The 12,455-nt window shown below is 40.6% G+C and carries 11 protein-coding genes; 5 read left to right on the plus strand and 6 right to left on the minus strand.

Annotation, left to right across the window (positions count from 1 at the left end):
- The first annotated feature begins 87 nt into the window (after nucleotides 1-87).
- Both ACF3OH_RS04125 and ACF3OH_RS04130 read left to right on the plus strand, forming a co-directional pair.
- The gene (locus ACF3OH_RS04125; RefSeq protein WP_392455932.1) at nucleotides 88-1,185 is read left to right on the plus strand and encodes a PfkB family carbohydrate kinase; all 1,098 of its coding nucleotides are present in this window, start codon (nucleotides 88-90) and stop codon (nucleotides 1,183-1,185) included.
- A complete protein-coding gene (locus tag ACF3OH_RS04130) occupies nucleotides 1,182-2,093 on the plus strand; it encodes a pseudouridine-5'-phosphate glycosidase (protein ID WP_392455934.1) in 912 nt (303 codons plus the stop codon). Before ACF3OH_RS04125 ends, ACF3OH_RS04130 begins: the two co-directional genes overlap by 4 nt.
- A 32-nt stretch (nucleotides 2,094-2,125) precedes the next feature.
- Here ACF3OH_RS04130 and ACF3OH_RS04135 read toward each other — a convergent pair whose 3' ends face one another.
- Together ACF3OH_RS04135 and ACF3OH_RS04140 are read right to left on the minus strand one after the other, a co-directional pair.
- Nucleotides 2,126-2,347 carry a DUF1128 domain-containing protein gene (locus tag ACF3OH_RS04135; RefSeq protein ID WP_204591276.1) on the minus strand — a complete coding sequence of 74 codons (222 nt, stop codon included), beginning with the start codon at nucleotides 2,345-2,347 and terminating at the stop codon, nucleotides 2,126-2,128.
- Nucleotides 2,348-2,409: 62 nt separating this feature from the next.
- The gene (locus tag ACF3OH_RS04140; protein WP_392455936.1) at nucleotides 2,410-3,762 is read right to left on the minus strand and encodes an alanine/glycine:cation symporter family protein; all 1,353 of its coding nucleotides are present in this window, start codon (nucleotides 3,760-3,762) and stop codon (nucleotides 2,410-2,412) included.
- A 196-nt stretch (nucleotides 3,763-3,958) separates the two neighbouring features.
- Here ACF3OH_RS04140 and ACF3OH_RS04145 point away from each other — a divergent pair, with 196 nt between their 5' ends.
- On the plus strand, nucleotides 3,959-4,414 hold the full coding sequence (locus tag ACF3OH_RS04145) for a YtxH domain-containing protein (RefSeq protein ID WP_204591280.1): 456 nt from the start codon (nucleotides 3,959-3,961) through the stop codon (nucleotides 4,412-4,414).
- Between the two features lie 20 nt (nucleotides 4,415-4,434).
- Nucleotides 4,435-5,400 carry a YihY/virulence factor BrkB family protein gene (locus ACF3OH_RS04150; protein ID WP_392455937.1) on the plus strand — a complete coding sequence of 322 codons (966 nt, stop codon included), beginning with the start codon at nucleotides 4,435-4,437 and terminating at the stop codon, nucleotides 5,398-5,400.
- Between the two features lie 58 nt (nucleotides 5,401-5,458).
- On the opposite strand, the gene ACF3OH_RS04155 is transcribed toward ACF3OH_RS04150, so the two are convergent.
- The 3 genes from ACF3OH_RS04155 to ACF3OH_RS04165 all read right to left on the minus strand — a co-directional run bounded on the left by ACF3OH_RS04155 (nucleotide 5,459) and on the right by ACF3OH_RS04165 (nucleotide 9,220).
- The gene (locus tag ACF3OH_RS04155; protein WP_204591284.1) at nucleotides 5,459-7,330 is read right to left on the minus strand and encodes a heavy metal translocating P-type ATPase; all 1,872 of its coding nucleotides are present in this window, start codon (nucleotides 7,328-7,330) and stop codon (nucleotides 5,459-5,461) included.
- Between the two features lie 101 nt (nucleotides 7,331-7,431).
- A complete protein-coding gene (locus tag ACF3OH_RS04160) occupies nucleotides 7,432-8,961 on the minus strand; it encodes a fumarate hydratase (protein ID WP_392455939.1) in 1,530 nt (509 codons plus the stop codon).
- Between the two features lie 73 nt (nucleotides 8,962-9,034).
- Nucleotides 9,035-9,220: an SE1561 family protein gene (locus ACF3OH_RS04165; RefSeq protein ID WP_204591288.1), complete on the minus strand. Its 186-nt coding sequence runs from the start codon at nucleotides 9,218-9,220 to the stop codon at nucleotides 9,035-9,037.
- A gap of 362 nt (nucleotides 9,221-9,582) precedes the next feature.
- On the opposite strand from ACF3OH_RS04165, the gene ACF3OH_RS04170 reads away from it, so the two are divergent.
- Nucleotides 9,583-10,740 carry an MFS transporter gene (locus ACF3OH_RS04170; RefSeq protein ID WP_392455940.1) on the plus strand — a complete coding sequence of 386 codons (1,158 nt, stop codon included), beginning with the start codon at nucleotides 9,583-9,585 and terminating at the stop codon, nucleotides 10,738-10,740.
- 336 nt (nucleotides 10,741-11,076) lie between these two features.
- Here the strand turns inward: ACF3OH_RS04170 and rlmD are convergent, their stop codons facing one another.
- Nucleotides 11,077-12,447 (minus strand): 23S rRNA (uracil(1939)-C(5))-methyltransferase RlmD, encoded by a 1,371-nt coding sequence (rlmD, locus tag ACF3OH_RS04175; RefSeq protein ID WP_392455941.1) that lies wholly within the window; start codon nucleotides 12,445-12,447, stop codon nucleotides 11,077-11,079.
- Nucleotides 12,448-12,455: the final 8 nt, after the last annotated feature.

Consider the following 12,455-nt stretch of genomic DNA (forward strand, 5'->3'; position numbering starts at 1 on the left):
TTTAATTTAATTAAACAATAACAACTTTTGCTATTTTTTAAACAATAGTTTATTATATAAACAAAAGTTTAAAAGGGTGGTGAAATCATGTATACAGAAAAAGAACTTCAGTTACTCGATTTAATTCGAACTAATCCTTATGCCAGTCAAGTAGAACTTGCAGAAAAACTTCACTTGTCTAGGCCATCTATAGCAAATTTAATTTCAGGATTAACAAAAAGTGGTGCCATCAAGGGACGTGCCTATGTACTGGCGGAAACGAATTCGATTTTAGTTTTCGGTGGTATGAACATCGATAGAAAAATGATTGTCAAAGATCAACTTGTTTTTCATACTTCAAACCCTGTTACTAGTTATCAGACGGCTGGAGGAGTAGCACGCAATATAGCGGAGAACTTAGGGAGACTTGGCCATGAAGTTAAACTATTGAGTGCAGCTGGAAAAGATTTGGAGTTTGAATTCCTTCGTGAGAAGACCGCCCAGTGGGCAGACATGCACTATTGTCTTCAGAGTGAAAATGAACGAACAGGAACCTATACAGCGATACTTGATCAACAAGGGGAGATGCAACTTGCACTTGCCGATATGGAAATTTATAAGTCCATTACACCGGAGTGGATTTTACAGAATGAAAACCTGTTCCCAAATGCCAGTCTTATTGTAATCGACTTGAATATTGAAAAAGATTCTATTACGACATTGCTTCACTTAGCCAAGCGATATAAAGTTCCGGTTGCCATCGTTCCAGTCTCTGGACCAAAGATGAAAAATCTACCGGAGGATTTATCGGGTGTGGAGTGGTTAATCTGCAATCATGGGGAAGCAGAACTCGTTACAAGTCTTCAAATAAATGATCAAAAGTCTCTCAAAAATGCCCATCAAGTACTTCAAGAGCGCGGCATTCGTAAAACAGTCATCACCAACGGAGAGAACGGTATTTCTTACTCAGCCAATGATAAAGTAGAGAAAATGTCTGCGATGAAGCCTAAGCAGGTTGTAGATGTTACTGGGGCAGGAGATTCATTTGTCGCGGCTACATTGCATTGTTGGCTCAAAACTGGAACGATAGAACCGGCATTAAAAGCAGGGCTGTTAAATGCAACAAAGACGTTAGAGTCAAATTACACAGTACGACCAGAACTCACAGAAGAAGGTTTAATAAAAGAAATGGAGGAATTAAAATGAAGCATTTAGTAGATTACACACAAGAGGTCAAAGAGGCATTAGAAAGCGGTAAAGCAGTAGTCGCTCTAGAGTCCACAATTATTTCGCACGGTATGCCGTACCCGGAAAACGTAAAGATGGCCAAAGAAGTGGAGCAAGTCATCCGTGAAAACGGAGCAGTGCCTGCAACAATTGCACTAATGGACGGACGCATTAAAATTGGTTTAACAGATGAAGACTTAGAGCTTCTTGCAACAAGTCAGAATGTACGAAAAACATCACGTCGTGATTTAGCTTATGTATTATCGGAAAAAGAAATTGGCGCAACAACAGTTGCAACAACAATGATTTGTGCAGAACTTGCGGGTATTCAAGTATTTGTAACTGGTGGTATTGGCGGGGTTCACCGTGGAGCCGAAACGACAATGGATATTTCAGCGGACCTTGAAGAGCTATCGCAAACGAATGTAGCGGTCATTTGTGCAGGTGCAAAATCAATCTTAGACATTGGTTTAACTCTTGAGTACCTAGAAACAAAAGGTGTACCAGTAGTCGGGTACGGAACGGATGCATTCCCGGCTTTCTATTCAGCGACTAGCCAGTTTAAATCAAACTTCCGTGTCGATTCTCCAGAACAAGTAGCGGAAATGCTCAAAATGAAGTGGGGAATGGGACTACAAGGTGGAGCAGTGATTGCAAATCCGATTCCGGATGAGTCATCATTAGATGAAAAGGAAATTACAGCGATCATTGAAGATGCGCTCCAACAAGCAGAAGCACAAGGAGTGAAAGGGAAAGATGTAACACCATTCCTGCTTGGCAAAGTGAAAGAGTTAACAGAAGGAAAATCTTTAGAAGCTAATATCGCTCTTGTTATGAACAATGCGCGTGTTGGTGCAGAAATCGCAAAGGCCTATAGCACTAACTAAAAAACAGGCAGCCCTCTTGAGGGCGCCGGTTTTTAGTTTCGTAAATTTCCAAGCTCTGAAGCGATTGCTTGCATTTCACTTGGACTGAATGAGTCACGCTTTGAAACCATTTCATAAAGATAACACAAGTCCTCATATTCAGAGGCTGTAAAATCTTCAGCTTTCATTGCATCCACATTGACCATTCGTAGCTTATCTTTGATTGCATTGATCATATACGTGATGTTTTCTTTAGATGGTTGAGTGAGATCCATACTGTACCGCCTTTCTCGTTCATCCATCTATCATTCCACGCTATGAGATGGTTGTCAATAGACTAAGCCTGTGCTTTTTCTTCTTTTAATTTTTCACGAATTAACTTCGTCTCATAGGCAATTACTCCAGATAATCCGAGTAAACCGATTAAGTTAGGAATCGCCATCATCCCGTTTGCAACGTCAGAGAACGTCCAAATCAAATCTAGAGAAATGACAGATCCTACAAATACCATTGCTATAAACAACACACGGTAAACAATTAGTAATGATGGATTTTTAAATAAGTATTGGAAACACTTCTCTCCATAATACGCCCATCCTAAAATTGTAGAAGATGCAAAGAAAATCAAACCAATTGCAACAATGATTGGTCCAACATCACCTAAGAAATAACCAAATGCATTAGATGTAAGTGTTCCAGCACCCGCTTGATCCGTAGTGGTGTAAAGACCAGACATTACAATCGTAATACCTGTGATTGAACAGATGATGATTGTATCAAAGAATACTTGCGTCATCGAGATTAAACCTTGACGACCAGGTAAGTCTGTCTTAGCAGCGGCAGCCGCGATCGGAGCAGATCCTAGTCCAGCTTCATTCGAGAATACACCGCGAGCTACCCCGTAACGGATTGCAGCACCGATAGCACCACCTGCAGCAGCCTCAGTCGAGAATGCCATTTCGATGATTGTCATAACAGCACCTGGAACTTCCGTAACATTAAGAATCATAATCAAAAGCCCACTAAATACATAGAACACAGCCATAACTGGTACGAATACAGAAGTTACTTTACCGATGGATTTAATACCGCCGATAATAACTAAAGCCGCAAATACCATTAGAACAAGGCCGGTTACCCAGTTTGGAACGTTAAACGTATTGTTCACAACATTTGCAACGGAGTTCGATTGTGTACCATTACCGATACCGAATGCTGCAAGAGCTCCGAAAATCGCGAATAGGACAGCTAACCATTTTTGCTTCAACCCGTGTTCTAAGTAGTACATCGGGCCTCCAGCCATTTCACCATTGGCATCTTTCACACGGTATTTTACAGCGAGTACCGCTTCACCATATTTTGTCGCCATTCCGAATACGGCTGACAGCCACATCCAAAAAACAGCACCAGGTCCCCCAAGAACGATTGCAGTTGCAACCCCTACGATATTACCTGTACCTACAGTAGCAGCAAGTGCAGTGGTTAACGCCTGGAATTGAGAGATATCTCCCTGAGCGGTCTTATCGTGCTTTTTAGAGAAAGTTTGCTTCAATGCTGCAGGTAACATGAAAATTTGTAAAAGTCCTAAACGAAATGTTAAATAAATACCTGTACCTACAATTAAGATTAACAATGGTGGTCCCCAAACCACGTCAGAAATTGCACCTAAAACATCATAGATTGCGTCCATATGTATCCCCCTTTGTTGTATCTTTCAATAAAGCAACTATCCTCCTTTATAGTAGATGCCGTACATATAACTAATATTCATAAAATTCTGCACTCTAGTCAAGACAATTTTTTTGAATCTAGTCGTTTCGTTGAATTTGTCTAAGGGTATAATAGACTATATTATGAAATAAATAATGATTTTGGAGGCGTTCTAAATGGGACAAAGTAAATTTTCTAAAGGTATTTTATTTGGAGCTTTAGCAGGAGCTGCTATTAGCTTACTGGATCGTCAAACGCGTGAAGTTATGAAAACTCGTGCACGATCTGCGCAGGAGAGAGCACGATACTACAGTGAAAATCGTGAAATTTTAAAACATGATATTGAAATGAAAATTAATCATTACAAATCTCTATACGAAAAATTATCTCAAGATGCACAGTATCTTTCTTCTCAAGTAAATGAAGTCAAGCAGATTGCCCCTCAAGTTCAAACGTTATTTTCAGAAACAAAAGATACATTTAGTTCTTCAAAAGAAGAATATAAAGAAATGATTTCTGAAGCATCAAATGAAGCAATACAAGAACAAGAAGCATCACATGATCCACACATGCAACAACAAACTCCAGAATATGCTGAAAAGTATGGTGAAAACGAAAAAAAGAATGGCTAATTCATGAGGATGTGATGCAAATGGAGGAGACTCCAAAAAATCAGAATAACAATGAAGAACCTTCATCAAGAGCAACGGACTGGAAAGAGAAATTAACCTTTATGAAGTTTGGTAAGGATAAGGAAAAGAAAACTACAGAAACCTATGACCCGACTACGTTAAAAGGATTTTTTCAAGATCTTCTTCAACATATCCAAAGGTCGGATGTTACAGCATTAGGTGCACAACTAGCATTCTTTTTCTTACTCTCATTATTTCCTCTACTAATCTTTATGGTTACTCTACTTCCTTTTTTAAATTTGCCAGAAGATCAACTATTTCAGTTTTTGAGGGAGTATGCACCAGCAGATGTGTACGTGTTACTTGAAGGGACGTTAACAGAGGTTTTGCAAAACCGGAATGGTGGATTATTATCACTCGGTATTTTGGGAACGATTTGGTCTGCTTCCAATGGTGTCAATGCTATAATGAAATCACTCAATAAATCATATGGTTTAGAAGAATCTAGACCCTTTTTCATTGTAAGAGGACTTTCGGTACTATTTACGATTCTAATTATCGGGTTATTCGTTATTGCATTGCTTCTGCCGATTTTTGGTGAACAAATAGGGGTATTTTTGTTCTCGTTTTTGGGCTTAGATGACATGTTCTTAACCGTGTGGAATAGCATACGCTTTATCATTCCTCCGTTTATTATTTTCTTGGTTCTGACAGCTCTTTACTGGCTTGTCCCAAATGCAAAACTGTATTTAAAGAGTGTCATTCCAGGTGGTTTATTCGCCACAGTGGGATGGATCATCGTATCTTTAGCATTTTCTTTCTATGTTAGTAATTTTGCAAATTATACAGCTACATATGGAAGTTTAGGTGCAATTATTGTACTGATGATGTGGCTTTACTTCTCAGGAACGATTTTGATGATTGGTGGACAAATTAACGCGGTCATGCAAGAGAGAAGAGAACGATTAGATGCTAAGCAAGTATAGACTAAAAAAACAGCTAGCTCTCTCAGGTTAACTCTAGAGAACTAGCTGTTTTTTTATTTCACAAACTTTTTAACATGCGTAATCCATTTACTATTACTAAAATAGTGGACCCTTCATGTCCAATTACACCTAGTGGCAAGTTTACGATTTGTAAGAAATTTGAAATAATTAAAAGAGCTATGACAGCGATTGAGAAAGCTAAATTTTGTTTTACAATCCGTTGCATTTTGCGAGAGAGTTCGACAGAGTAAGAGAGTTTTGTGAGTTCATTTTTCATCAACACGACATCTGCTGTTTCTAATGCTACATCAGTTCCATCGCCCATCGCAAAACCAGTTGTAGCGGTTGCGAGTGCTGGAGCGTCATTGATTCCATCTCCAACCATCCCCACATAAGGATATTTCTCTTTTAATTTCTTCAATTCAGTGACTTTTGTTTCAGGTAAACATTCTGCTACAAATTCATCGATTCCTGCTTCTTTTGCAATCGTTTCAGCAGTTTTCGCATTATCGCCAGTCAACATAATTGTGGTGATCCCTAGCTTTTTAAGTCGAGCAATAGTTTCTTTTGCTTCAGGTCTGACCTGATCTTTTAATGCAATTAATGCTAAAATGCCTTGATCGTCACGTATATAGGTAACAGTCTTTCCTTCAGACGCCAATGACTCTGAAATTCTTCCTGCAAAAGAAAATGCTTCTTCACGCCCTACAAAATCGGGTTTACCCACTTTATAGGTCGCTCCATTCATTACTCCACTCATACCAAAACCTGTGACATCTTGGACATCTAACTGAAGAGTAGGGGAGACTCCTTGATTTTTTGCATAGTTTGTAATTGCTACAGCTAGAGGATGATTAGATTTGTCCTCAATGGATGCTAGAATTTGAAGCGTTTTTTTCTCATCCACATCGGGTCGTGTAATGAAGTCCGTCACTTCGGGTTTTCCCCTAGTGAGTGTACCAGTCTTATCAAATGCTATAGCAGTGAGTTTTGTTAAACTCTCTAAATGGCTACCCCCTTTTACTAATATTCCATTCCGTGCACCATTCGAAATAGAAGCCAACGTCGCTGGCATGATGGAAGCGACAACAGCACAAGGGGATGCTACTACAAGAAGCACCATGGCACGATAAAAAGTTGTCGACCAATCCCATCCAACTAGGTAGTGAGGAAGGAAGAGCATGAAACCAACAGTAATTAATACTACTTTTACATATGTCCCTTCAAAACGCTCAATAAACTGTTGAGAAGGAGACTTTTCGTTTTGAGCAGCTTGAACAAGCGCAATGATTTTTTGGAAAAGGGAATCTGCGTTTTCTTTTATAACTTCTGCAGTCAATACACCACTGCCATTCACTGTCCCGGAAAAGATTTCACTGCCCACTTGTTTTGTAACAGGAATGGGTTCACCAGAGATAGCTGCCTCATCAACTGAAGACACACCATCAATAACTTTTGCATCTGCTGGAATCTTTTCACCGGGCTTGATGAGTATGCGATCCCCTAATTGTAAAGAGTCTACATCCACTAGGTGAGGGATATTCGATCCATCAAGTTTCCATGCCTGATCTGGTTGCATATTTACAAGAGCGGCAATTTCTTTTTTACTTTTATTCATTGTGTACGTCTCTAAAGCTCCACTTAATGAGAAGATGAAGATTAAAATCGCTCCCTCTGCCCAATACCCGATAATGGAAGATCCAACTGCAGCCAAAATCATAAGCAGTTCTACATTTAGTTTTCGATCCTTTACGGTTTTTTCAATTCCTTCTTTTGCTTTAAAGTAACCACCAATCGCAAACGCAAAAAGAAACACGATGACGGACGCCGTGTTCAAGTCATTTCTTGATAATATCCATCCTGTTAAAATCAAGAGGCCTGAAACCAATGCATTGATTAATTCGATGTGAGGAGACAATCTATGTAGCATATGCGCACCGTCCTTAAAATTATTCTTACTTTATAATAATTATAATTAAGAGAAAATGCAACAAAAGGGATCTTCATTTCTGAAAATCCCTCCCACCTAAATTAAAATACGCGTTCTTTATGAAGTGCTAGTTTTTCTAATGATGACTTATCGACATCTGCATGAAGACTGTTTCCGTGAGAGTCCATTGTAACAACAGCTGTAAATTCCTCTACACGTAAGTGCCACATGGCTTCAGGAATACCAAATTCCATTAAGTCGACACCGTCTACACCTTTGATACAATCCGCATAGTACTGAGCGGCTCCGCCAATTGCATTTAAATAAACACCGCCGTGCTCTTCTAGGGCAGCTAGCGTTTTAGGCCCCATACCACCTTTACCAATGACAGCACGAATACCAAATTTCTTCATGATGTCTCCTTGATAAGGTTCTTCACGAATCGACGTAGTAGGGCCAGCTGCACGAACGTGCCAATTGCCTTCCGCATCTTTTTGCATCACTGGGCCACAGTGATAAATGATTTGGCCGTCAAGGTCGACGGGTGCATCATGACTCATTAAATGATGGTGAATAGCATCGCGGCCTGTGTACATACGCCCTGAAATTGAGACAACGTCACCAACTTTTAATGAGCGGATTTTCTCTTCAGTAATAGGTGCTTCTAAGCGCACTACTTCTTTCACTTCTTCTTCAATAGTTTCTTGTTGTTTAAATTCAATTTTCTCGCCGTCCTGATAGTGCCAGTTAGTAATTTCACCAGTTGCCGGAGAGATATCAATTGCCATGCGGCGATACGCCCAACAGTTATAAGCTACCGATACATAGAAGCTTGCAGGAATACGATGCATAACCCCAATTTTACATCCTAACAAAGTAGCTTCTCCGCCGAAGCCCATTGTACCGATACCTAGTGTGTTCGCTTTTTCAACAATATAGTCCTCTAGCTCAGCAAGTTTGGCATCCGGATTTACATCTTCAACAGAACGGAATAATTGTTCTTTTGCAAGGTCATATCCAGACGAACGATCTCCGCCAATTCCAACACCGATAAAGCCAGCAGAACATCCTTGTCCTTGTGCTTGATACACAGAGTGGAGGATACATTTACGTATTCCATCTAAATCTCGTCCTGCACGGCCTAGGCCTTCGAGTTCAGCAGGTAGGCTGTATTGGATGTTCTTATTTTCACAACCGCCACCCTTTAAGATGAGCTTCATTTCAATGTAGTCATTTTCCCATTGTTCAAATTTCATCACAGGTACACCAGCACCCAAGTTGTCTCCACTATTTTCTCCAGTTAGAGAGTCGACTGAGTTTGGGCGAAGCTTCGCATCATTTGTAGCCGCTGCGATTGCACGTTTGATTGCTGCTTTGATTTCTAGTTGATTGACCCCGATTGGTGTTTTGATTTTAAAAGTTGGTAACCCAGTATCTTGACAGATAGGGGAGACTTTGTCGTCTGCCATTTGAATATTGTTCGCAATTGTATCTAAACTCATTGCTGCACGTGTTCCAGCGTTTTCAGCTTTCTTCGCTTTAGCGATGGCACGACGGACGTCTTTTGGAAGGTTCGTACTTGTCTCTGTGATTAACGTATAAATACTTTTTTCAAGATTTTCAGTGTACATAATTGATTCTCCCTTATATGAGGTATTACTTTAAGTATACCTTTCTGTGAACATGAAAAAAAGAGTAGCTAAGCTACTCTTGTGTTTTTTTGAATTGATCCATCTTTAGTTCTAAATCATCCATCATTTGAATTAAGCGATCGATATCTTCTACTTTTGTCGATTCGGGCTCAATTGAGTCAAGAACTTGTAAGAACATATTGAGACGGTCCTTCAGATAGCGGACTTGTTGCTCTTGATTGGTCACTTGGTTTCCCATCTGAGACACCTCCTTCAGCACTTATACTATACCCGAATCGTTGGGAAAAAGATAGGAGGATAGAAGTGTTTTAATAATTTATCTATTTTGAATATTTACATAACTTTTACTTTGTGATAAAGTTACTGTAATCTCTACTAGGAAGGAGGCCGTAGTGAACCTGTCGAAAACCAACAACGTTAGGAGGCGGTTCAGACATTTCACCGGCTGGATAGTAGCCGTTAAATGCAGTTATGAAACAAAATAAGGTAGTTAAAGACGTATAAAAGACCTCAACAGTGATGCAGACTGTCGAGGTCTTTTGTTGTGTGCATTTCCGTGCTAGACTGGTGAAAGTGAATAGAAAGAAAGAGGCTATATCTATGACAATTACAACACGCCAGCGTTTTTACATATTAGTATTGATTGTTGCCATATCCGGATTTTCACAGGGGATGTTACTCCCCTTAATTTCCATCATCTTTGAACAGGATGGAGTGAATGCTACATTAAACGGTTTGAGTGCAACAGGCCTTTATATCGGAACTTTGTTAGTCTCTCCATTTATGGAGGCACCACTTCGAAAATGGGGGTATAAACCAATCATTTTAGTTGGTGGGCTACTCGTTATTATTTCTCTAGCACTTTTCCCCTTGTGGAAGAGTGTATTGTTTTGGTTTGTCCTTCGTTTGTTAATTGGTATTGGAGATCATGCTCTTCATTTTTCGACTCAGACATGGATTACTAGTACGTCTCCGAAAGACCGATTAGGAAAGAATATTGCACTTTATGGTTTATCATTCGGTTTAGGTTTTGCAGTAGGACCCCTTCTAGTTCCTCTTGTCTCCATCCATGAAGGGTTGCCGTTTGTTGTTTCGTCGGTTCTTTGTTTGATTGCATGGTCGTTTGTGTTCTTTTTAAAAAATGATTTCCCTGAAACCTATACGACAAAGTCTTTATCCTCCGCCGGACGATTTAAAGCTTCGTTTGTCATTGCATGGGTGGCTTTCCTGCCCCCATTAAGTTACGGCTTTTTAGAATCTAGTCTTCACGCAATTTTTCCGGTCTATAGTTTGAGACAAGGTATCGAAGTGGCGAATGTCTCCATCATCTTAGCGGCATTTTCAATCGGAGGCGTTGTAAGTCAGTTGCCACTCGGTGCTTTGAGTGATCGTTTTGGTCGACGTCCGATGCTTGTAATTTTATTGGCGGGAGGGGCGACAGCCTTCTTTATCGGCGGTTTGTTCGAGACATACGTCATAGCCATTATCATTTCATTCTTTGTAGCAGGGTTGTTTGTTGGTTCCATGTTTTCTTTAGGAATTGCTTACATGACAGATTTGACTCCGAAGGCATTGCTGCCGACAGGCAATTTACTTTGTGGAATTGCGTTTAGTGTAGGCTCATTAACAGGTCCTTTTGCAGGGGGACTGTTCTTGCAATTTACTTCTTCGATTAGTTTTTTGTGGTTGGTATCCGGGTTATTACTTTTGATTATGCTTCCGATTGCGTTGCGAAAGCCTGTGCCAGTATCAAGTTGAGTTCCGTTAAGGGGCTGCTTTCCGTGGGCGCGGCGTATTTCATACGATGAAATCGAGTTGCACCTCCTAGAAATCCCGCAAGAAGCCATCGCGGCCTATGAAGCCAAGAGCGCTTCACAGTCCACGCTGTCATCTCGCACAATTTCTGAGCAGTCGGCTCCACATCTAAAGGTTGCGGGGTCTCACGTTCCGACTTTACTCCCACTGGAGTCAGCCCCTTCACTCCACTCAACTTTATCAATGCATAAATTAATCTCTTGATTGTAATAGTATCAATGATTTGGAAACTAAAAATCCGTCTTGTTCCTCAAACAGAGAGACAAGACGGATTTTAGTTTAGTTTAAGACCAGCTCTACCACACACTCGATTTGAGAAGTTTGTGGGAACATATCGACTGGCTGAATGGAAACCACTGAATATTTTTTTGTTAGACGCGCTAGGTCTTTAGCTAGAGTGGAAGGATTACAAGACGTGTACACGAAGCGTTTCGGTTTCGTACGTAAAATAACATCCATCAATTCGCTATCAAGACCGGTACGAGGTGGGTCAGCTGTTAAAACATCGATCGCAAATCCTTCTTTTTGCCACTTTGAAACCCACTCTTCAGGAGTTCCCACGACAAATTGTGTGTTTTTCCGGTTGTTACGGGCCGCATTTTTCTTCGCATCTGAAATAGCTTCCGGAACGATGTCCATACCGCGTACTTCTTTTGCGTCACCTGCTAACCAAAGGCCAATTGTGCCAACGCCACAATAAGCATCTACAACATTTTCAGTACCCGTCAGATGAGCGGCTTTTTTCACTTCGTTATAAAGGTGAACGGTTTGTACGGGATTCAATTGGAAGAAAGCACGAGCGGATAGGTCGAATACAAGACCGTCTAATTTTTCAACCATTGTTTCCTTACCCCATAAGTTAAACGTAGTTTCACCAAAAATCAAACTTGTTCGGTCTGCATTAATGTTTTGACTGATTGAGACAATGGAAGCATTCATTTTAGTGATAGCCTGTGTCAATTCTTCTTTGTGCGGGAATTTCTTTTTTGTTGTAATGAGTGTCACTTGAATCTGGCCGCTTTCGATTCCTTTACGAACAACGATTGAACGGATGATGCCTTGTGGGTCTTTGTCATCGTAAACAGGGATCTTGTACTGCTCAATAAATGCTTTGATTTCGTTTGTGATCTTTGTAGTTTCCGGTTGTTGCACGAGACAGTCATCGATATCGACTAAGAAATTTGAACCGGCTGCAAATAAACCAGCCATCACTTTCGCACCTTTTTGACGTACTTGGAATTGACTCTTATTCCGGTAATGCCAAGGATCTTCCATTCCGATAGTCGGTTTGACAAGTTCCTCCGTCACATCTGGTGAGTAGCGTTCAAGCGCTTGGAGAACGATATCACGTTTTTCAACAAGCTGCCGCGTATACGTCATATGTTGAAGTTGGCACCCTCCGCAAGCGTCATAAACCGGACAAGGAGGAGTCACGCGGTCTTCAGATTTTTCGCGGATCTGCTTGATTTTTGCAGTTGCAAAGCGGCGTTGCACTTCTGTTACATGGGCTGTAATGACTTCTCCAGGAAGTGCTCCTGGAACGAACACTACATGCTTTTTGAAGAATCCAACCCCTTCACCGTTGATACCGAGTCGTTTGATTGTAAGCGGGAACTCTTGCCCGATCTTAATTGTTACATTTTCACTCATTCACTTCA

The sequence above is a fragment of the Chryseomicrobium aureum genome (genome assembly GCF_043182735.1).
Taxonomy (GTDB): domain Bacteria; phylum Bacillota; class Bacilli; order Bacillales_A; family Planococcaceae; genus Chryseomicrobium; species Chryseomicrobium aureum.